Genomic DNA, 22286 nt, shown 5'->3' on the forward strand with positions numbered 1-22286 from the left:
CCACACGCATTTCCATTGATTCTGAATCCTGAATTCTGGCTTCTGAATTCTTCTGTTACCTATTAGTCCGCTCTTTTAATTCTGTTAATTTCTTTTTGTAACTCCTCAATTTGATCACGTAACTTATTTACTTCTTCATCTTGGGGAGTTTCTACTGCCACATCAACGGCTCCGGCGGCAGGCGATCGCTGATAATTTCCTCTTTTAATCTGCTGATATTCGTCTGAGGCAGCCCATTGTTGTAAATATCGCAATCGTTCTACGGGGAAAGGATGACTGAGCATCGTACCTTGACCACCGTTATAAATCAAGAATTTGTAAATTTGATTGAGTCCGTCTTCGTCAAGTGCGTGATAATTTTCCGACTGACGGATAAACTCTTGTAAACTGCATTCATTGGCATATTTTATACTACCACCAGAGACTTTCATCATTGATGACAAAACTGGGTTTAATTCATCCAAAACCAATAAAGCGGCCCGATCTGAGGATAACTCGGCTTTACGCCGCCACTCATAAAAGGCATAAATTAACCCTTGGCTAACAAAATTACCTATACCAAAAGTTAACTCACCAATCATAGAGGCAGCACTCATCACCCACATGGCCATTTGAATTAGAATAGTATGACCACATTTAATATGCCCGAGTTCATGAGCTAGTACGGCCCTGATCTCGTCTTCGTTCAGTAACTCCAATATACCTGTATTGAGGACTATATAAGGATGGTCTTGCCCTAAAGCATAGCTATTTGCTAAGGGATTTTGTGTTAAATAGAGTTCTGGTTCAGGATAGATATCCAAATCGCGGACACATTCTCGAAAAATTTGGTAAATAGTAGAATATTGGCGTGGTCCAATTTGGATGGTGTTACCCATTAAATAAACTAACTGAGGGCGTTCCGCGAAAAATTCTACAAATTTACGAGCAGCAAAATCAAACCCCGGTAAACTGCGTAAAGCTTGCTCAGCTTGACGATCCAAGGGATGCCTGAAAGCTTCACTGGAAATTCCTGTATAGGTTGGCATAAATTTAAAGTAACTGATAGTTGGTCAGTGGATAAAGTAACGTATTCGTGTAGACCTCTTCCAAGTGGCTCTCCACTTGGTGGACAGTCTTTACCGAGACTAATTGTGTAAGTGGACACCGAAAATGGATTTGTCCACAATAACTTGGTCTGTTGGAGACCTAACACCCCCCTGTCTATAGTAGATAGAATGCAAGTCTAACAACTAAGTACGGAAAATTGTGGCGACAAAGGACAAACTCTAAAATAGAGGGGCTATCGCAAATAAAAATTACTTTGTATGGGATTAAAAGCGTGTGATTGAGGCAGAAGTTCATTTGTCACTACATAACTTCCTGCGATCGCAGGAAGGTTTCCCGTGCTGGCCCCATCATTTGACAATGGCAAGGCTAGTAGCTCGTGCCTTGCGTTTGGGACGCAGTGCTTTAATTCAAGTAGGGGCAGTTTGTGGCTATCAGGGGCGTTATCGTACCAGCTTTGTAGCATCAGCGTTGATGTGGCATGGTCCTGTAATTGTTGTCGCTTCAGTAGCTGTGCAGCAACGCCTTACGAAAGTCGAAATTCCTCGTCTGCAGCAGTGGTTGCAAGTTAATAAACCGATTAGAACAGGCGATTTTTGGCCAGGTGATGACTTCAAGGGAATTCTCTTAGTTTCTCCTGAAGCTTGGTTAAAAGCCCAGCTATCTTCACAAGATCATTTTCCAGAGGGTATCCCAACAATTATTGATGGTGTTGACGATCTAGAAGATTGGGTGCGTCATCAGCTGAGTGTGAGTTTGGACGCACATGATTGGGATCAACTTATGCTTGCTTGCCCTCAAAATGCTGAAGCAATTCGCTCAGCACGAGTGCAACTTACGCGAGAACTATTCCAGCATCCCCCTAATCCTTACGAATGCTATCTTATTTCTCCGTCAGAAGAAGAGATTTTACTTCGGCTTTATTCAGTGCTAGATCTTCCCAATCTACCCGAGGTTTGGAAACAATTTTGGCACCTATTTCAACATAGGAACGAAAATCTCTCACTTTCTAGCAAATTTTCTTCTTCAACCGCCCCTCCACTTTTATGGGCTACTATTGCCCGTCGTCAAGGTTTATTTTCTTTGCACTGTGCCCCAGTTGAATTAGCGAAAATACTATCGCCGATCTGGAAACGGCAACCTGTTGTGTTAGTTGGCAGCGCAGTAGAATCAGAAGCTGAAGCTCCCATATTCCGTCAGAATTTGGGTTTGGAGGAGTTAACTGCTATCAAGTTTGCGCCTGATAGTCAAAGGTCAGTAATTCAACTGTACATACCATATAAATTACCTCTACCAAATACACCAGAATTTCAAGGAGCGTTTATTCACAAAGTTCGCACACTGTTGTGCTTAAGTGCTACATCGTCGGGATTGACAGTAGTCCTGGTAGGAGATGTGCCTTTGAAGTCCCAGGTGGGGGCAATTCTAGCCTCTGAGTTTGGTTCACGAGTGCAGGTAGAAAAAACTTGTTTGGATGACAATGGTATTTTGGTCAGTGGTTGGGAATTTTGGCGAGAGCATCAAGCAGTCTTGCCTGCTCCACAGCTGTTAATTATCGCTACTTTACCACTGCCATCATTGGAGCACCCTTTAGTGGCTGCTAGGGTAGCTCATTATAAGAGATCGCACCAAGATTGGTTCCGTTTGTACTTGTTCCCAGTTGCTTTAAATGAACTTCAAAGGGCGATCGCGCCAGTGCGAGAAAATAAAGGTCTCGTTGCTTTACTTGATAGCCGTGTGGTTGTGCGTAGCTACGGTGCCCAAGTTCTAAATGCTCTGAGTCCTTTCTCACGTATTGATTATCTTGATCCCACTCTGTTTTCTATTGAAAACAAGGAAAATTCTGATTAGATTCTTGATTTAAGAAGGGAGCAGGGAACTCTTAGCAGGGAGCAGAGAAAAATGGCTTTTAGACTTCTGAAGTACATATTCTCTATTGCTCAATGACCATTAATAACTTTTTCTTAATTATTTCTTTATATGATTACAAATTATTAATTAATCAGATTTCCTAGCGTTTATTCCCGAGCAAGCGGTATCATCAGCCATATTGGGGTTAGTAGATAACGGTGTTACTCCTACGATTAAGTAGGAAGGTAGCCTTTATCTGACACCAAATCCCATTGACAAATTTGATTTTAAAGATTATGGGCGAAGCAAAGCGTCGTAAAGCCGCACTAGGAGAAAAATACGGTCAAGAAGAAAGGATCATGCCTTGGGTTCCAGTTACCAAAACCCAAGCAGAACAATTTGTGAAATGGTCAACTCGCGGTGCCTGGATAGGCATTGGCGCTATGATTGCACTGTGGGTAACAGTTCGTTTTATTGGGCCAGCTTTTGGGTGGTGGCAAGTTGTCTAAGATATACCATTAGGCTCTGTAGGGGAGTACACCAGTTCTCTCCTACAAGATACCCTTCAAAAGAAAGAATTAGGCTTGTCTTTTCCTAAAGTTTACTTTTTTCTTGGTATAGTTGAATACTTTTTGAAAATATTTCAAGGAAAATACTGCCTAAATGGCAACATAGTTTTCCTGACTTTCGTTATTATTTAATGATTACGTACAACAACGTAGGCTTGATATTTAGGATTGTTAATTAGGACAGTTCCCCCTGTCGGAAAACGGTAGGATCAGTAACTAGGCACCCAAACAAAATTGTAAGTTGCAACCACAACGTGGGGATCGACTACAAAGTGCTGGACTGAAGTCCAGCGGTCTGTGAAACTTGCGGATTAGCTCTATCGTTAAATAAGCGAAAAATAACGTAATGAAGCGTCTGGGTAACCAGAGTATAGGGATTTGACTGTAAATTCTCAATAAAGAGTCAATATGTATCTTTTCGATGCTTGACTTCTAGCCAATATGCGTTACTCTTAAATCGGATCGTTTGCCAGTAGCACCTACCCTGACAGAACTATGTAAAGATAATGCAAAGTTTAATTATTCTGTCTGATATTCTTAATCTGGAAATTGAATACTTTGATACGACAACCAAAATGTTTTTGGGATAACGTAAACAAGGTAGATCTAAATAAAAAACTCTATGTATGTCTGGGAATTGTAATGAATAGCATACAATACGAGTGGAAGCGAAAACCTAAAAAAATTATAAAACCGACTCAAATGACTGTGGTGTCTGGAGGAATAACGTGTTTCTAAGATTAGCACAACAACATAGACAGTTCGTCCAAGACTTGGTAATGAATCTCCAAGCCTTAGCGATTGTCTTAGAACGACGCGGATATCCAGCGTCCTGCTATACCTGTGGTGACCAGATGAACAGTGCTTCATTTATGGTTAGCCTCGGAGAAAACCATCTGATTCGCTTTCTAGTATCCGACTACGGGATCACGTGGACGGAGATGCGAGATGACCGAGAATTAATGAAGTTAGAGGGTGCTGAAGCTGTCAATCAATTACAGGAACTTGCCAATATGATTAAGCACCCTGTGCCAAGCTTTACAGGTAATAAAACTCTTGCTAAGCGAGCTTAAGGACTTTTATTTTTTAGTCAATGGTGCGAATTTTTGATCAAAAGTTCACTTAGCGACTTAGTTGGGAAGCATGGGTGGGTACTTCATACTTAATTCATTTCCAGTTAAAATGGATAATGCCACAATAGCGAAGGTGACTGAGGTTACCTCCCAGTGCTGTAGTATTAACTATGTCTGAAGAGCAACAAAATCAACCACAACTTCCTCCCACTGACGCCATTGACAGTCCGTCAACTCAGTTATTAGAAAATTGGTATAAGTATCCTGTAAGAGTACAACCTCATCATACAGATTATGCGGGCATTGTATGGCATGGATCATATATTGCTTGGATGGAAGAAGCTCGGGTGGAATGCCTCCGCTCAATAGGCATTCAATTTGCCGATTTAGTAGCTTTGGGCTGTGATTTGCCAGTTGTAGATTTGTCTGTACGCTATCATCGCTCACTTCATTTAGGTCTACCAGCAGTCGTAAAAGCCCGTATGGCTGAGGTAAGTGGTGTTCGGATAAAATGGGACTATATTATTGAATCGCCAGATAGTCAAGAATTATATGTGACTGCTAAAGTAACGCTAGTGGCGCTGGATCGTGAGAAAGGTAAAATAATGCGCCAGCTGCCTGCAAGCGTTCAAGATGTATTATCTCGACTTTCAACGGGAGTTAGGGGATAGGGCATAGCCCATAGGGAGCAGGGACGTTAGAAGCATGTTAACCCATCAGTTTTTCTAACCCTGAATACTAGCCCCTATCCCCCAGCAGCTAACACCTAACCCCTAAAGATTCTCTAGCTTGTAAAACTTCTTGTCTCGCCCACTGATCTGCTGCCAGGATATCGTCTAAAGAAGGATTTGGACGATTATCATTTTGGTGGCGATCGCACACCCGTTCGATACACCGAGGTATATCTAAAAACCTAATTTTTTCTGCCAAAAACAAAGCCACTGCTTCTTCATTTGCAGCATTTAACACAGCTGGCATTGAACCACCAGATTTACCGACAGCATAAGCCAGTTTCATGCAAGGATATTTATTGTGATCCGGTTCGCGGAAAGTTAAATTTCCGGCTTTAACCAAATCTAGTTGTTCCCAATCAGTAAAAATGCGATCTGGCCAAGATAAAGCATAAAGTAAAGGTAAACGCATATCAGGCCAACCTAGTTGAGCTAAAACTGAAGTATCTTGCAGCTCAATCAGCGAGTGAATAATGCTTTGAGGGTGAATAACAATTTCGATTTTTTCATAATCTAAACCAAAAAGGAAGTGAGCCTCAATCACTTCTAACCCCTTATTCATTAAGGTGGCAGAATCTATGGTGATTTTACGCCCCATAGACCAATTCGGATGTTTCAGAGCATCGGCAACAGTTGCCTGTGCTAACTTTTCTGGTTCCCAATCCCGAAAAGCACCACCAGAAGCAGTGAGTAAAATTCGGCGCAAACCGTTTTTCGGTACTCCTTGAAGGCACTGAAATATAGCAGAATGCTCTGAATCAGCTGGTAGTAATTTGACTCCATGTTTTTCCACTAATGGTAAAACAACTGGTCCCCCAGCAATTAAAGTTTCTTTGTTTGCTAAAGCAATATCTTTACCAGCTTCTATCGCGGCAATGGTAGGTAGTAACCCAGCACAACCAACAATACCCGTGACAACAGTTTCAGCGTCCCCGTAGCGAGCAACTTCGATCACTCCTGCTTCTCCAGCTAGTAGAATTGGTTGGGGATCAAGATCTTGTATTGCTTCTTTTAGTGCTGAAAACTTCTCTTTTGAGCAAATTGCTGCTATTTCCGGTCGAAATTGCCGAATTTGAGAGGCTAACATTTCTACATTATTCCCAGCAGCCAACCCCACAATGCGAAACTGATCGGGATACTGAGTGACAATGTCTAAAGTTTGAGTACCTATAGAGCCAGTAGAACCAAGAAGAGTAATTGCTTTCACAATGATTTATATAGTTAACTCCAAATTAACTATAAAATCTGGCGGGTAACTCTTAGTACTTTTTTATAGAAAAAATCCAGAAAACCTTTAAGTAGGTTGGGTAGAACGGAGTGAAACCCAACAATTCAATTAAATAAATGTTGGGTTTCGTTCCTCAAATGCCAGATTCCTACGGAGGGAGACCCTCCTGCAGAACTGGCTCCCCAACCTACTGGCTTTTTTGTATGAAAAATCTAGAAAACCATTAAGAGTTCCTAAATCTTTGCCAGTTCTTTACGCAAATTCAACCAACGAGTCATAGCTTGAGGTTGAGAAGTCACTTTTTTTTGTAGTAGAACGACACCACCTTGGACATCAACAAGTCCGTACCTTTTTTCGTTTAAAAGCTGGTCAATAAAAATCAAAAAATCTCGCAGCTGCTGTCGTTGGTGTTTAAAAGCAGGTTGGTATTGTTGTATAATCCATAGATCTGCAAAAGCGTAATCAACATCAATAATCTGTTTTGAATCAGTTTGTAATTGTAAAGCTGGCAAACGAATGATCTCACGTCTCGTTGCAAGATGGGGAAGTAAATCAGTGGTTGCAGAAACACTAGCATCTCCAGGAATAAAATTCATGAGTGAGCGAATATGTCCTACATGTTCCCACTGTCGAGTTAAAGAAATATAAACCCAAGGATGAATTGAGTCGGGAATTAAAAAATAAAAAGCTCTATTTGGACTAGAAGTTATTGTAATTACAAGTGAAAGAGCAATAAATCTTATCCACCAGCGACGAAAGCGCGGCTTAAATCTTTCTTGATGCTCAGACCACCACAAAATTGCACCATAAAATAACCCAGGTACCACAGTCAATGCATAGCGAACACTTATGGCAAGAGCAAGTACCCTATTTTGAATCAACAATACCAGTAATGGAGGACCTGTAATTATCCACGCGGAAGGAGAAATTGCAGGGATAAATGCTAAAGGTAACCACTGACCTAAAAGGTATTTCACCCGTCGATCAAAGGGAAGAAACAAGCTTTTAAAGAGTTCTTGAGGGTTTGTTAAGATAGCCCATAAAAGTTCTAGAGTACTAGGACTATTTTTCCCAGTCATGAACTGACCAAAATATTCACTCAAATAGAGTCGAGAGTTATCATTAGAAAACAAAGGCATAACAATATTAGTTACTGCTATGACGTATCCAAAGCTGACCCCACATAAAGCTAAACCCAAGCCTAGAGAGCGACGAATAAAAGTTAGATAAAGACCAATACCAAAAAGAATAATTCCTGTATCTTCTCGAATTCCTAACGTTAAAATTACGAATAACCAAAAAAGACCCCATCGGCGCTTTTCTAAAGCCAGTAATAAAGAGAAGACAAATAAAGGAATTTGACAATGTTCATAAAAATTAGCAAAAGTAGGAGAAATGACTGCATAACCACCGTAAAAACTGGCAGAGATCAAAACAGCAATTTTAGGAGGAAGATAATGACGAGCTAAAGCGTAGAGAACTAATCCAGCAGCAGTCATTAAAGCAACTTGTAAAACAACAAGAGTTACACCAGTCGGAAATAAAGCATATAGAGGCATCCACAGTAAAAAATCAATAACAAAATGCTGCCCCAAATGGCAATAAAAAACTGTATGTATTTGATTATCTTTAATAAAAGTGCTTGATTGCCCAGATGAGAGAGAACCTTGAAAAAAATGCCCGTGTATAGTATTCCAAAAAAGTTGGTCAAAAAGGGCTTGGTCATAAGATGCGAAAAAAGTATAGAAGCGATGAAGAGAAAAAACTAACATGAACACAAAAAAAATCGTTGCACATGTTAGTGTTATCTGAAGGCCTTTTCTATTGTTTAAAGTGTAAAATTTTTTGGACAACATAATTAAAAGCGAACAGGAAACAGGCAATAGCCCAACGGCACATAACAAATGTTTAAATTTATAATTTGGGAGTGCAAGATGCTTGCACTAACCTTCAAAAACTGGGATGCTACCCTCACGTTGATACAAATTGATACGAACTATCTCACACTTTCTGTAGTAAAGCAATATACTCAAATTTATTTTTGTATCCCAAATGCATCTGGGCTAACTTGTCGGATGAAAAATCTCAACTAGCTTCCTTATTCCCTTTTCCTTGCTCTAGCAAGTCTTCAACTGGTGGAGAAAAAAGAGGATGAGAGTAAATAGCATCCTCTAGCTCTTCTATAAAATTATTAATTTCCTGCCGTGTATTTCCTCGTTGGTTCCACCGTTTTTGGTTAGATGCGCCTAAGCTTTTAGACTCTAGAATTAAACTACAAATCTCATGTACAGAATCGTCGTTAAGAACTTTGGGGTTGTAAGTAACTGCCTCTTTTGTAACGACAAATAAATCCATATCTTCTTTGTTAAGCCATTCAAGCAGCCTGATTACCGCTGGATTGCTAGGTGAAAGAGGTTTGTATTTGTTAGCAATCCCCTCTTGTTTCTGCAACTCCAAAGCTTGTTGTCGTCGTAACTCCATCGCTTGAGCATTGGCTTTTCTTACCTCCGCCTTGTCGTAGTCTTGCACTAATGTTTCTACTTGTCTAACAGCGTCCAGGTAATCCTCTCTAGTAATTAGAATTTTGAGGTAGTAATCATTTTTTACAGATTGGTATTTTGGATCTAGAGAATTAAGAATCTCTTCTAACTGCGGTTTAGCATTTAACTGAGATTGTTTTCGGGCGAGTTCTTTTGCCCTGTCTTTGTCAGCAAAAAGCTTTATATCTTGCAAAGTTTCCGGCATAGCTTTCAGGAAACCTAAAACCCCTACCATAGATAGTATAGGGTACTGGCCATATTTGTTACTTCCCCACCGAGTAATGGGTAAAACGCCTTCAGTCTCTTGCAATCGTCTTCTGTGACTTCTAGAAATTGAGAAAATTGCTTCAAATAAAGCTATCGACATTTCTATTTCAGGTAGAATTTCTTCCTTTAGCCATTTACGAACTTTGGTTTTAGCTAATTTCTTAACTAAGCCTAACATTTGCCCTTTCTCTAAAGATCTAGGAATTTCACTGTCAACAGATTTTAGAAATTTAAACAAAGGCTCTTTATTAATTTTTTCTATTAAAGCATCAGCATATTGGGCTAAATCAGCACTACCATACTGCCAGTAATAGCAACTAAGAACATAATTAATTTCGCTATCATATCGAGCCGAAGTCACCGTTTTTGTACGAGACTGAGCATCTTTGAGAATGAAAGCAATTTCTTTGTTAGTTATTTTTCCCATAATTTTGATAAATCGTAAGGGGTTTATTAAATAGAATTCAGGAGTCAGGAGTCAGGAGTCAGGAGGAGCCAATAAGAGCAGGCTTTGTACTGAGCTTGTCGAAGTGAGGGTTTCCCTTTGTAGGAATGTGGCGTTCAGAATTCACCATGAATAGGTCATTTTAATATGCGTGCTAAATCTTTTCGTATTGGAGATGCTGCATGCAGGAATAATTTAGCAAGTACACAATTTGTGATACGTTTGAATCCTGCATGATCTTATTCTGACTCCTGACTCCTGACTCCTGAATTCTGACTTCTGAATTCTGAATTCTGACTCCTGACTCCTGAATTCTCTAGTAACATTTTATGGACAAAGACTTTTACTTACAGTATGCCTCTATAGAAGATAAGCATTGGTGGTTTGTTGGTCGTCGCTTAATTTTAGATCAAGTGATTCGTAAGCTGCGGCTGTCGAAAAACTCAAAAATTCTAGAAGCTGGCTGTGGCACAGGTGGTAACTTGAGAATGCTAGCCCGTCATGGCAACCTTGATGCTATGGAGTTAGAGGCAATGGCTTGTAAGCTTGCAAATGAACGGCAAGTTGTTCAAGTGCAGTTAGGCAGCCTACCTGATAACATTCCTTTTACTGATAAATATGACCTGATTTTAATGCTAGATGTTTTAGAGCATCTTGATGACGATGCCCAAGCACTGCGGACATTACATTCAAGATTAAAGCCAGGAGGTTGGCTATTAATCACTGTTCCTGCTTATCAGTTTTTGTGGAGTGAACATGATGACATTAACCACCACAAACGTCGCTATGTGTTGAAAGGACTGAAGCAGGTTGTAAGCCAAGCTGGGTATAGCATACGTTATAGCAGCTACTTTAACAGTTTTCTGTTTCCCATCGTTGCTGGAGTACGCATCATCAAAAAATTGATACGGAGCAATACCAATTCTGGGAATAGCAATGATTTACTTTTACCACCGAAACCTATCAATCAGTTTTTGAGTCTCTTGTTTGCTAGCGAACGTCACTTAATGGATCGGTTTAGCCTGCCATTTGGTGTATCGGTTTTGCTTTTAGCACAAAAAAATACACAAACTTATGAAACTTGACACTAAAAAGCATATTACTATTTAGAGTCAGGAGTGTGAGATTAATAAAAATAAAAGCTGTGACCGAGCAAATCTACTCTATAGTTATACCGATTTATAACGAAGAAGATAGCATTCCAGAAATGTATCGTCGGCTCACCAACGTAATGGCACAACTAGACGGCGAGACGGAATTAATTTTGGTTGACGATGGAAGTCGCGATCGCTCTTTAGAGATGATTCGGGAACTCCACAGTCGCGATCGCCGGGTGTGTTACCTGAGTTTTGCGCGTAATTTTGGTCATCAAACTGCAGTAACGGCTGGTTTGAACTTTACTAGTGGCAAAGCCGTCATTGTGATGGATGCTGATTTGCAAGATCCCCCTGAACTAATCTTAGAAATGCTTGAAAAATGGCGGCAAGGCTATCAAGTTATTTATGCTCAGCGATTAGTGCGCAAAAAAGAAACTTGGCTCAAACGCTTAACAGCCTACGTTTTCTATCGGATTCTCAGACGGCTAGCTGATGTAGATATCCCACCTGATACAGGTGATTTCTGCTTGATGGATAGGCAAGTTGTCGATATCCTGAATGCAATGCCAGAACGCAACCGTTACATTCGCGGTTTACGTGCTTGGATAGGTTTCCGACAAACAGCAATACCTTTTGAAAGAGACTCCCGCTTTGCTGGGAAAGAAAAATATACCTTCGCTAAATCTTGGGCTCTAGCTGTTAACGGAATCATTTCTTTATCCAAAGTCCCGCTGAGGGTTGCGACTTATTTAGGAATGCTCTCAGCAGGTTTAGCATTGTTAATGATATTTCTAGAACTCTATTGGCGCTTATTTGATGCCAGTTCCCCATTAGTTGGCTACACACTAATTACAATAGCGTTGTTTTTTTTAGGTTCCGTTCAATTATTTTGTATTGGGATTTTAGGCGAATATATTGGTCAGATATACGAAGAGGTAAAGGGGCGTCCTATTTACACTCTCAAAGAAATTGGAGGGATAAACCGAGCAGCAACAAAATCGACTGAAATGTCTAATCATCATCAAAAAAATAAATAGTAGGATAATTCTGTGACTCTGCAAGAATTTTTTTTACTCTTAATGTCAGTTTTAGCTAGTACATCGGGGCAGTTCTTCTTAAAATCAGGTGCAGTTAAGTTAGGCAAAGTCAATTTATCAAATGCTCTTAACCAAATTCTTAGCATTATAGCAACGCCTGAACTTTTAATAGGTCTAGCTTGCTACGCTATGGGTGCTGTTACTTATATCCTCTTGCTAACTAGAGTAAACTTGAGCATTGCAGCGCCGTCATCATCATTAGTTTATATTTTCTCAGTTTTGTTGGGCTATTTCTTTTTTAGAGAATCTATTACTCTCGTTCGTTTATTAGGTTTGAGCTTTATTGTTAGTGGAATTATATTAGTTATCTGGCGAAAATAGAATTCTTGTTATTTGTTATTCGGTAATAGTTATTTTTGAATTTTTAACGAAAAGTAAAAGACCTAATCCATAACCAAAAACTGTTAATTATGATGCATAATATATCTAAAAAGTTCGCTATCAATAATTCTCAATCTATAAATATTGCTTTTCCGATAGCAATGTGGCTATCTAGCAGACTAGCGATCGCCATCTTTATATTATTGATTGCTCCTGTATTTCCAGTTCCACCTGATAGTCCTCCTGCTACATTTAGCTGGAAAGCTTTTTCAGCATGGGACAGTATTTGGTATCAAAAAATAGCAACTGTTGGTTACGACTACGCACTTGATAATAAACAGCATTCTATAGCATTTTTCCCATTATTTCCTTTAATCATTCGCCTACTTATGACCTTCGGCTTCCCTTTTGAAGTTGCAGGTGTACTAGTATGCAATTTAACATTTTTAGGTGCGTTGATACTGTTATATTTTTGGGTAGCAGAGCATCATGGTAAAAATGCTGCTATGTGGTCAACTGCTGCTTTAGCGTGGTGTCCTTATTCACTTTACGGAACAGTCATTTACACAGAAGGACTGTTTCTATTATGTAGCACGGCAGCTTTACGCGCTTTTGATAAAAAGCAGCATCTCTGGACAGCATTCTGGGGAGCCTTAGCGACAGCAACACGAGTCAGTGGAGCTATGCTTATACCAAGTTTTTTATTTGTTGCTTGGAAAGAGCGCAGAGGAATAAAAGCCTACCTTGCTAGTTTAGCTGCTGGTACTGGTCTATTTTTGTTCAGTTTGTATTGCCAGATTAAATTTGGCGATGCTTTGGCTTTCTTTCATGCTCAAAAAGCATGGCGTCCTTCATTCGGCTTTGCACAGGATGGTTGGTGGGACATGTTCATGCAAATTGTAGTTGGTGAAACATATGATGACGGTTCTATTGAAAATATTTGGCATCCACTGCTGTTTGCAATGATTATTTGTTGTGGTTTTTTATTATGGCGTTTTCGTTTGCAGCTTGGTTTTGCCAAAATGCGCTACGGATTTTCCCTTTTATGGATGTTGCTCTGGTTTTTAACATACCAGCCTTTACCAGACGATCCATTCTCTGGCGATCCATTAGTTAAACTCACACTCATCTTTGGTGGACTCGTTTTGTTATGGTTCTCGCGTAGTCAACTTCCTCTTGTTGCAGTTGTATATGGATTTTGCTGTTTTGGCTTAATTTTTAATACAGGACTTACTGCTTCTGTTGAACGCTATGCATATGGTATTGTGTCGCTATCGTTTGCGTTTGGGCTGTTACTTGCCCGTTATCCACGATGGGGATACCCAGTTATCGTCTTTTTTGCTTTTCCACTCTTAAATTTAAGTGTGCGATTTGCTCACAAACTCTGGGTAGCTTGAGACAGTTATCAGTTATCAGTTATCAGTCAAGAATAATCTGTTTCTCTTTGGGTTTAAGCCCTTCTGCTCCCCTGCCCTCTGCTCCCTCCTAATAAAATGGAAAAAAAACTGATTATTCCGGGTGCTGTTGGTTGGCTCATTGGCATTAGTGCTTTAATTTTATTTGCTTCCAGCAGCGTACGACACCTTCTTTTTCAATCAACTGCTTGGGATTTAGGTATTTTTGATCAGGCTGTTTATTTAATCAGTCAAGGAGAGAAACCTGTGTCTTCTTTCCTTGGGTTTCATATTCTTGGTGATCATGCGGCTTTGGTGTTCTACCCCTTGGCTGTACTGTACAAAATTTTTCCGAGTGTCTATTGGTTATTTGCTGTACAAGCATTTGCTTTGGCAATAGGAAGTTTACCAATTTGGTATTTAGCAAGATTAGCAGGATTGAGTAATAACCTTGGAGTTGCGATCGCAACAGCATATTTACTATATCCACTCATATTTAATATCAATTTGTTTGACTTTCACCCAGATGTCATCGCACTGCCAGCGCTATTGGCGGCGGTGTTAGCAGCTAAAACAAAACAAATTTGGTGGTTTTGTGCAAGTCTGGTGTTAGTTTTTCTATGTAAAGAGGTATTATCTTTAACAGTGATCGCGCTAGGTGTTTGGCTACTGGTATTTGAGAAACGGCGTTTGTACGGTGCGATCGCAATTATCACAGGGATCATATGGTTTATGATTACCACCAAAGGAATCATCCCTTACTTTGGTGGTACAGCAGCATCAGTGGAACGTCATATTAGTCGATACAGCTATCTCGGACATTCATTTCCAGAAATCTTTCAAAATTTGCTCTTCCACCCAGAACTTATCTTCAACAAAGTTTTTTCTGTTGATAACTTGTTCTATCTGGTTTTACTTTTAGCGCCTGTTATCTGGGGATTTTCGCTTTCAGGAATAACGCCTTTGATTGGCGCTGTGCCGACTTTAGCGCTCAACCTTTTAGCTGATGATCCACTGCAAAAAGATTTAATTCATCAATACTCTTTACCTGCCATACCATTTTTATTTTTGATTGTGATTCAAAGCCTTGCTGTTGGCAAAGGATGGTTAAAACACAAACGTAACATCATATTATGGGCATTAGTAGCATTTTTGGCACTGGCAAAGTTTGGTTATTTTTGGTCTAGATATTTAATACCTATAGATACTTGGCAAGCGACACGAGACGCGATCGCCCAAGTCCAAAAAAAAGGTAGTGTCTACACCACGGCAGAAATTTCTCCACACTTATCACAGCGAAAGTTTATTAACTTGACAGATGCCCACTCTCCACCCATTGATTTAAATACCTTTGATTACGTCTTACTCAACGTCCGTCATCCTGGCTGGGCAAGTAGTCAAGAGTTTGCTACTAGCTTGGTAAATCAATTAAAAAATCAGCAATCCTTTAAGCCAAGTTATCAACGGGATGATGTGTATTTATTTGTAAAAAAATAGTCAAGGAAATGACCAGAAAAAGAGTTATCATTACATGTATTTTACCTTTAATTATATGCAGTGCCTTTATTCTTTGTGCGGCTTTCGGTATGTTCATGTATCCCGAAGCTTTTCATAAGTTTTTTTCTGAATCAAAATTACTTCACGAAATTCCTTCACAGCGTTCTCGTAGTTACTACTGGGATGTAGAGCTATACGCTTATAAAGCCCTGAATCCTAGTTGTGATGCTTTCTATCCTCTTTGGCCTTTTATCATTCGTAACTTGTTTCATCCTCAAAGTATAGAACAGGCTGCACACTATTTTTCAATAGTAGCAACATCTCTATTCTTTATTTCAAATTGGTTGCTTTTTTTTGTTTTTCAAACAGGATTAGAACGCGTCAAATTAGCTTTTTTATTAATGATTGCCTATACTGTGAATCCTATGGCAATCTTTAGAGTTATAGGTTATACAGAAAGCTTATTTGCAACCCTGAGTACTCTTTTTATTTGGATTTGCCTTCCTCAATTAAAGCTCAAAGAATATATAAAAATTATTTTTATTTCTATTCTCGCTTTTTTAATGGCTTTAACTCGCCCAGTATTGATACAGATATTATTTTCAAGCATAGCTGCCTTATGTACAATCTTTTGTTTTGAGATACTAAAACGAAAAGAATTTAATTTTAAAAAATTTCAAAAATATATACATGAAATTAAGATGACTCTCACAATATGGATATCATCCCTATTGGGATACTCTATATACGGAAATTTTTGTTTAAAAACTAGGGGAAATTTTTTTGCTCCTTTTCTAGAACAACAAATTTGGGGTAAAAAGTTAGGGCTTCATCTAGAATTGTTATTTTTTCCCAAGTCATTATTATTTGATATTTTGGGACTTTATTTTGCTTTGATACTTTTAGCTATTGCATTTATTTTTGTTTACTGTAAAACGATTCAAGCAGAACCCTATATATACAAGCCTGAATCATTTTTATGGAATATATTATTTGTATATCCACCTTTATTGGTTATTTTATACAGTTTTAATTATTTTAGATTCAAAAAAAATAAAGTAAATAAACTGGCAATTTTAGATTACACTTACAGTTTATCTAAAAACTATATTTTTTGGTTTTGCCTTTACTTTGCTGCTATTCATTCAATTATCGTATTCTTTACACAAGATCGTCTATTTAGTCTAGCTAGATTTGTATTTGCATTACCTTTCTTTTTTATGGCACTTGGATATATATATCGGTGTATTCCAGGTAAAACAAAATATAGTACTCTAATCTGGTTTACTTTAATTTCTGCTATTTTTCTAGTTCAACAATGGGTTAATTATGGTCAAAATAAATGGCTTGGTTAAAAGAAAGGTAAATTTCAGTACCGTCAGTTTAATGGTAGCTGGAAGTAGTTTAATTTTATTCATCTGTAGTAGCGTAAGGCACTTTCTTTTTCAATCAACTGCTTTAGATTTAGCAATTTTTGACCAAGCTGTTTATTTAATAAGTATTGGAGAGCAACCAATTTCATCTATTATTGATTTCCACATTCTTGGTGATCATGCAGCTTGGATTTTATATCCATTAGCGGCATTATACAAAATATACCCAAGTGTATATTGGTTGTTGGCTGTCCAATCAGTGGCTTTGGCGATCGCGGCTTTACCAATTTGGCTGTTAGCACGACAAGCAGAATTAAAAGATAACCAAGCATTTATAATTACCTCAGCTTACCTGTTGTATCCACTGGTATTTAATATTAATTTGTTTGATTTCCATCCAGATGTTCTTGCAGTTCCAGCATTGTTAATGGCAGTATGGTCAGCTAGAGGAAAGCATATTTGGTGGTTTTGTTCAAGTATTCTCGTAGTCTTTGGATGTAAGGCGGTATTGTCTTTAAGTGTAGCGGCGATGGGAGTTTGGCTGCTGCTGTTTGAGAAGCGACGTTTGTATGGCGCGATCGCAATTCTTAGCGGGATCGCTTGGTTTGTGATTGCAACCAAAGGTATTATCCCTTATTTTGGTGGTGCTGCGGCATCGGTTGACCGTCATATTTACCGGTATAGCTATCTAGGACACTCGTTTCCTGAAATGGCGCAAAATTTACTTTTTCATCCACAAGTCTTTTTAGGCAAAGTATTTTCCTCAGCTAATATAGGATACTTGCTGTTACTAGTAACACCTGTAATTTGGGGGTTTTCGCTTTCTGGAATGGCACCCTTGATCGGTGCTGTGCCAATTTTAGTCATTAACCTTCTGGCTAACTATCAACCACAAAAAGATTTAATCCATCAGTATTCTCTAGCTGTTCTACCATTTTTATTTGTGGTTGTAATAAACAGTCAAGCTGCTAATCGAGGATGGGTAAAAAATAAACGCGTCATCGCTTTATGGTCTCTATTAGCTTTTTTAGCCTTGGCTAAGTATAGTTTTTTTTGGTCAAAGTATCTTTCATCTCTCGATACTTGGCAAGCCACTCGGGAAGCAATATCAAGAGTAGAAACTAAAGGCAATGTTCTAACTATAGATGAAATTGCTCCTCATTTATCAGAGCGGAAATTTATTAGGTTATTATCTCCTGAAGCTAGAAGTATTGATTTTACTATATTTGATTATATATTGCTCAACACCCGACATGCCTTTTCGCGAGAGCATAAAAAATTAGCTGCTAGCTACGTAAATCAACTAAAGAGTCATCCAAAGTTTAAATTAGGCTTTGAGCGTGATGATGTTTATTTCTTCAAAAGAACGCAATAAAAAATAGGTAATAACTAAATCATTATTGGTGCTTTAGGAACTTCGTCAATATTGCACTCTAATTTTGTAAAAAAAACTACAAAGATTTTTTTATATTAATTTATTAGGAGTTATTTAAATGAACCAATTCAAAAATATAAGTCGCTATGAGTTGTTTTTTCCTATCTCAATGTGGCTTGCCAGCAGAATATTTATATGTATAGCTATGTTGATAATTGCTCCTTTGTTTAAACCGGGCGCACAGGGGTGGCATGTTTTTTCTTGTTGGGATAGCACATTTTATGAAAGAATTACAACTTATGGTTATGATTACTTAATTAATCAAAAAGAACTTGTATTCATTGTATTTTTTCCCTTGCTCCCTTTATTAACTCGAGCATTAATGAATTTAGGCTTACCTTTTGAAGTTGCAGGGACATTGGTAAACAACCTTGCTTTTTTAGGAGCGGCGATCGTATTGTATGCTTGGATGAGTGACCGGCACGGTGTAGGTGTTGCACGATGGACAACATCTGTGTTATTATGGTCTCCCCTATCATTATTCGGAACAGTCATTTATGCAGAAGGGCTGTATCTTTTGTTTAGCACGGCTGCTTTGAGGGCTTTTGATAAAAAACAATATACTCTTACTGCTCTTTGGGGTGCTTTAGCCACTTCTAGTCGTCCCACAGGAATAGCGTTAATACCTGCTCTTTTTCTGGTGACTGCCATTGAACGTAGAGGTATAAAAGCTTACATCGCCAGTATAGCTGCTGGAAGTGGTCTTTTTCTATTTAGCCTTTATTGCCAAATCAAACTTGGGGATCCTCTAGCATTTTTAGATCAGCAGAAAGCTTGGCGTCCAAAACTTGGTTTCGACTGGGTGCATTGGTGGAAGATGCTTATGCAAATCGTAGTAGGTTCTACTAATTGGAAGTATGGCTACATTAGAGATTTTTTACATCCAGTGCTATTTGTAGTTATTATTACTAGCGGTTTTCTATTATGGCTCTTAAGTCAAAAATTGTCCACTAGAAACATTCAATATGGGTTCTTTGGGTTGGGATTATCTCTGTGGTTGTTAGCAGGCGATCCTTTGACTAACATTGTAATGATTTTTGGTGGTATATATTTATTATGGCTTGTACGTGATACAGTTAGCTCTATTACTGTTGTTTACGGTTTTTGCGGTATCACTATGTTACTTGCATCTGGGGGTACAATTTCCTTAAATCGTTTGGCTTATGGTATTGTATCGTTGTCAGTTGCATTAGGTTTAGTGCTTGCTCGTCATCGTCGTGCGGGATACGCAGTTATCTGCATATTCTCGATTATACTAGCAAGCTTTGCTGTGCGATTTGCTCAAGGTCAATGGGTAGCATAAGTTTATTCTTTGACTGAGAGAAACTATCTTGAGTTAATTTGCGTCTAGCTTTAAAAAAAGGGGGTAAAAGCAGTAAGCGGCTGTCTAAAAAATTAACATTTTCTTGTAGCTAAAATAACGAGAAGTAGTATAATATGCTGCTTTCATTAGGAAACTAAGTTTTAGCCACACTCAAGCATACTAAATGTTTATATTTTTATAGTTAACATAGTTGTTGCTCATTTCCACTATGAGAAGTGGCAATTGTATAAAGTCAGCCTATCTAAGCTTGGTTAAAATCTATATAATTTATTTGTCTATTTCCTGAAATTCTGTTAATCTATACTAAAATTTCAGGATTCTCAGAACCTAGTTAAGTATCTAATACCTAAAATATCTGTGCTATGACATACTGTCATAACCGTAAAATGGCGGTTTGACCTGTGAAGGAGATATGAAGTGGAAAATAATAAGTCGTTAATTTGGCCGCAAGGGATAATAATTGCGCTAACTGTTTTGTGTGGTGCTTTTGGCGTTGGCTTAATTTTACCTGTCAACCCAAAACTGTCTAAGGCACAGAGTGAACAATCTATAAATTCAAAGGATCTAACTGCTGGAACAGAGACTCAACAACGTGTTGAAAAATTTAAGGCGGCGATGCTGACAAGTTGGCAGCAAGAAGCAAAAGCTAAAGGTATTTCGTACGATGTTGCAACACATTATCTAGGAGAAACAATTGATGAAGCGCAACTCAGTCCAGGTAAAAAATTAATTGCTCTTACCTTTGATGATGGTCCTTGGCCTGAGTCTACAGCACAAATATTAGACATATTGAAAAAAAATAATATTAAAGCCACATTTTTCCAAATTGGGCAAAACTTAAAGATTTATCCAGATTTGGGTAAACGGGTTGTAGCTGAAGGACATGTTCTTGGTAATCATACTTGGCACCACTGGTACCATTATATGAACCCACAAGCAGCAGCTTTTGAAATAGAAAGCACAACGAATTTAATTTACCAGATTACGGGAGTTAAAACTAATTTGTTTCGACCACCTGGTGGAATCATGCGTAATGGAGTCGTTGATTATGCAAAAAGCAAAAAATACGCTATTATCATGTGGTCATCAGACTCCATAGATTACAGCCGTCCACCTGTGCCAAGGTTAATTCGTAATGTCATGAGAGAAGCAAAACCTGGTGGTATTGTGCTTATGCATGATGGTGGTGGTAATCGTGCCCATACAGTTGAAGCTTTGCCAGAAATTATTAATAATTTTCGCAAGCAGGGGTATAGTTTTGTAACTATTCCAGAACTTTTAGAACAGCAAGATAAAGATAAGAAGACAACACCACCTACTAAACCGTCTATTCAGGCTCAAACAAAAAATAGGAAGACAGCTAAAAAGCTAACTCAGAACCCAGATAAGAATATAACGCCAGCTAAAAACCAATAACCGAAAATTAGAGGTAACTATAATTAACTGGTATTCAATTGATCTGTTTAACTATTTGATTTTATCAATATCGATTGTTATTATCGGTGTGTGTAGTCTTTTTTCCTAGTTAGCCGGATTATAAAGTTATTTTACATACTTCTATTGAACGCATTATATAGAAGACTTCAATCATAAGTATTGAGTTAGTCCGTGTCTCTACAGACGCGGATTTTTGCTTAAAATTTAAACCAGGTTTTAGCTGAAATATCTCTTCCTTAGCTTGCCATATATCCTTTGAACTCTTAATTTAGCAATATGCATTCTTGTTAAGTTTTTAATATCAGAATTGTGATGTATTTTGTAATCAAAAAAATCATTTATCTCTTCTAGAAGAACTTTAAAACGACGAGTAATATTTGCGCTTCTATACTCTTCAAAAATTCCTGGAGATAAAGTGAGAGGTTCCCATGATTGAAGTGCATTTGTGATACGCCGAATATCGTATTCTTTTGAATATCCAGCAATTTTATAGCAATTAAATCCAGGATCTAAATAATCAGATAGTCCACCATTAACACTTGAAAAAACAAGACACCCACAAGCGAGGCTTTCCATTGGCTGTAGACCAAATCCTTCACTAACACCCTGTTGCATCCAATATTCAGCAGAGTCATAGAGGTAAATCTTAGTTCGATTAAATAGTCCAGCTAAATCTTCAATATAAGAATCAACAACAAATACATTACAAAGTTTTTGCAATGCAGGAATCAATTCTTGCATCAAATACTCAGAAGATTTCCGAGTTTGAACTAAAACATCAATATCTCGGAAAAGGTTCAGATTTTGGAAATTATCACCAATTTCATTGGGTAGGTAGTAAATGAGAGAATTTGGTGATTTTTGTCCCCAATACCCCATTGTATTTCGGCTAACAGTGATGATAGGAATTTTTGAAGAAAGTCTAAATTTATAGCCTGCACTGTGAGCATGATAAACGAGATTGTATTTTTCAAGCTTGGCTGCAAGCTGAGCTATATCAAATCCCCAACTCATTACAAAAATGAGATCATCTAAATTTTTTTGCTTGAGCAGATCATCTAAGAAAAGTTTACCATCCTCCCTTTGACGATAAGTCACAATATCAGCGCTACAAATCCTCTTAGCAAGCTCAATTGTCTTTAACTCTGCCCAAAGACCACCACAAGCAAATTTACCATCTGTGCCAGGAAGTAAAAAGTAAAGTTTTCTCATTGAGGAAGAACTCGGAATACAAGAACAGACAAGATTAAATTAGATAAAATAGTAGTGTATTTGCTATAGTTTATATCCCATAAAACTATGACTGAACTTCTTCAACGAGTTATCGAAGAAATCCAGAAACTTCCCGCAGATCAGCAAGATGCGATCGCGTCCCGCCTCATAGCTGAACTCAAAGACGAACAGACGTGGACAGAACAGTTTGAGTCAACGACTGACGAACAATGGGATCGATTAGCTGATATGGTTCGGCAAGAAATTGTGAACGGTGATACGGTTCCATTAGACGAAGTTTTTCCGGTCAAGCAATGAAATCGAGTGTTACCAAAGCATTTCGTAAAC

The 22286-nt window shown here is 38.4% G+C and carries 19 protein-coding genes; 14 read left to right on the forward strand and 5 right to left on the reverse strand.

The annotated features are described in order from the left end of the window. Positions 1–62 precede the first annotated feature (62 nt). Positions 63–1028 (reverse strand): M48 family metallopeptidase, encoded by a 966-nt coding sequence (locus tag G4P69_RS26235; protein WP_208340309.1) that lies wholly within the window; start codon positions 1026–1028, stop codon positions 63–65. 295 nt (positions 1029–1323) lie between these two features. Here G4P69_RS26235 and G4P69_RS26240 point away from each other — a divergent pair, with 295 nt between their 5' ends. From G4P69_RS26240 to G4P69_RS26255, 4 genes are all read left to right on the forward strand, one after another. Beyond that, complete coding sequence (locus tag G4P69_RS26240; protein WP_208340310.1) at positions 1324–2898, forward strand: ATP-dependent DNA helicase; 1575 nt, start codon at positions 1324–1326, stop codon at positions 2896–2898. Positions 2899–3194: 296 nt separating this feature from the next. Continuing rightward, on the forward strand, positions 3195–3407 hold the full coding sequence (locus tag G4P69_RS26245) for a DUF2839 domain-containing protein (RefSeq protein ID WP_208340311.1): 213 nt from the start codon (positions 3195–3197) through the stop codon (positions 3405–3407). Positions 3408–4195: 788 nt separating this feature from the next. Then, a complete protein-coding gene (locus tag G4P69_RS26250; RefSeq protein WP_208340312.1) occupies positions 4196–4540 on the forward strand; it encodes a DUF1815 family protein in 345 nt (114 codons plus the stop codon). A 170-nt stretch (positions 4541–4710) separates the two neighbouring features. Continuing rightward, on the forward strand, positions 4711–5211 hold the full coding sequence (locus G4P69_RS26255) for an acyl-CoA thioesterase (protein WP_208340313.1): 501 nt from the start codon (positions 4711–4713) through the stop codon (positions 5209–5211). Between the two features lie 88 nt (positions 5212–5299). Here the strand turns inward: G4P69_RS26255 and G4P69_RS26260 are convergent, their stop codons facing one another. The 3 genes from G4P69_RS26260 to G4P69_RS26270 form a co-directional block, all read right to left on the reverse strand. Next, a complete protein-coding gene (locus G4P69_RS26260; protein ID WP_208340314.1) occupies positions 5300–6478 on the reverse strand; it encodes a 1-deoxy-D-xylulose-5-phosphate reductoisomerase in 1179 nt (392 codons plus the stop codon). A gap of 254 nt (positions 6479–6732) precedes the next feature. Then, positions 6733–8271, reverse strand: coding sequence for a DUF2079 domain-containing protein (locus G4P69_RS26265; protein WP_243902248.1), 1539 nt, complete (start codon positions 8269–8271; stop codon positions 6733–6735). Positions 8272–8584: 313 nt separating this feature from the next. Then, positions 8585–9733 carry a Rho GTPase-activating protein gene (locus G4P69_RS26270; protein ID WP_208340316.1) on the reverse strand — a complete coding sequence of 383 codons (1149 nt, stop codon included), beginning with the start codon at positions 9731–9733 and terminating at the stop codon, positions 8585–8587. A 347-nt stretch (positions 9734–10080) separates the two neighbouring features. Between G4P69_RS26270 and G4P69_RS26275 the strand changes: the two genes are divergently transcribed. The 9 genes from G4P69_RS26275 to G4P69_RS26315 all read left to right on the forward strand — a co-directional run bounded on the left by G4P69_RS26275 (position 10081) and on the right by G4P69_RS26315 (position 20705). Beyond that, complete coding sequence (locus G4P69_RS26275) at positions 10081–10836, forward strand: class I SAM-dependent methyltransferase (RefSeq protein ID WP_208340317.1); 756 nt, start codon at positions 10081–10083, stop codon at positions 10834–10836. Between the two features lie 59 nt (positions 10837–10895). Continuing rightward, positions 10896–11885, forward strand: coding sequence for a glycosyltransferase family 2 protein (locus tag G4P69_RS26280; protein WP_208340318.1), 990 nt, complete (start codon positions 10896–10898; stop codon positions 11883–11885). A 12-nt stretch (positions 11886–11897) separates the two neighbouring features. Continuing rightward, positions 11898–12266, forward strand: a complete 369-nt coding sequence (locus tag G4P69_RS26285; protein ID WP_208340319.1) for an EamA family transporter — start codon at positions 11898–11900, stop codon at positions 12264–12266. An 89-nt stretch (positions 12267–12355) separates the two neighbouring features. Then, entirely contained in the window at positions 12356–13663 is a 1308-nt protein-coding gene (locus tag G4P69_RS26290; RefSeq protein WP_243902249.1) for a glycosyltransferase family 39 protein, read from the forward strand. Positions 13664–13759: 96 nt separating this feature from the next. After that, entirely contained in the window at positions 13760–15157 is a 1398-nt protein-coding gene (locus G4P69_RS26295) for a DUF2079 domain-containing protein (protein WP_208340320.1), read from the forward strand. A gap of 8 nt (positions 15158–15165) precedes the next feature. Next, positions 15166–16512: a mannosyltransferase gene (locus G4P69_RS26300; protein ID WP_208340321.1), complete on the forward strand. Its 1347-nt coding sequence runs from the start codon at positions 15166–15168 to the stop codon at positions 16510–16512. Beyond that, a complete protein-coding gene (locus tag G4P69_RS26305) occupies positions 16487–17905 on the forward strand; it encodes a DUF2079 domain-containing protein (RefSeq protein ID WP_243902250.1) in 1419 nt (472 codons plus the stop codon). Before G4P69_RS26300 ends, G4P69_RS26305 begins: the two co-directional genes overlap by 26 nt. Before the next feature lie 118 nt (positions 17906–18023). Next, entirely contained in the window at positions 18024–19268 is a 1245-nt protein-coding gene (locus G4P69_RS26310) for a mannosyltransferase family protein (RefSeq protein ID WP_243902251.1), read from the forward strand. A gap of 438 nt (positions 19269–19706) precedes the next feature. Further along, a complete protein-coding gene (locus tag G4P69_RS26315; RefSeq protein ID WP_208352307.1) occupies positions 19707–20705 on the forward strand; it encodes a polysaccharide deacetylase family protein in 999 nt (332 codons plus the stop codon). Between the two features lie 237 nt (positions 20706–20942). Here the strand turns inward: G4P69_RS26315 and G4P69_RS26320 are convergent, their stop codons facing one another. Further along, complete coding sequence (locus G4P69_RS26320) at positions 20943–21938, reverse strand: glycosyltransferase (RefSeq protein ID WP_208340323.1); 996 nt, start codon at positions 21936–21938, stop codon at positions 20943–20945. An 87-nt stretch (positions 21939–22025) separates the two neighbouring features. Here G4P69_RS26320 and G4P69_RS26325 point away from each other — a divergent pair, with 87 nt between their 5' ends. Beyond that, positions 22026–22256: a hypothetical protein gene (locus tag G4P69_RS26325; RefSeq protein WP_208340324.1), complete on the forward strand. Its 231-nt coding sequence runs from the start codon at positions 22026–22028 to the stop codon at positions 22254–22256. The last annotated feature ends 30 nt before the right edge of the window (positions 22257–22286 follow it).

It is taken from the genome of Aetokthonos hydrillicola CCALA 1050, assembly GCF_017591665.1.
Classification (GTDB): Bacteria; Cyanobacteriota; Cyanobacteriia; order Cyanobacteriales; family Nostocaceae; genus Aetokthonos; species Aetokthonos hydrillicola.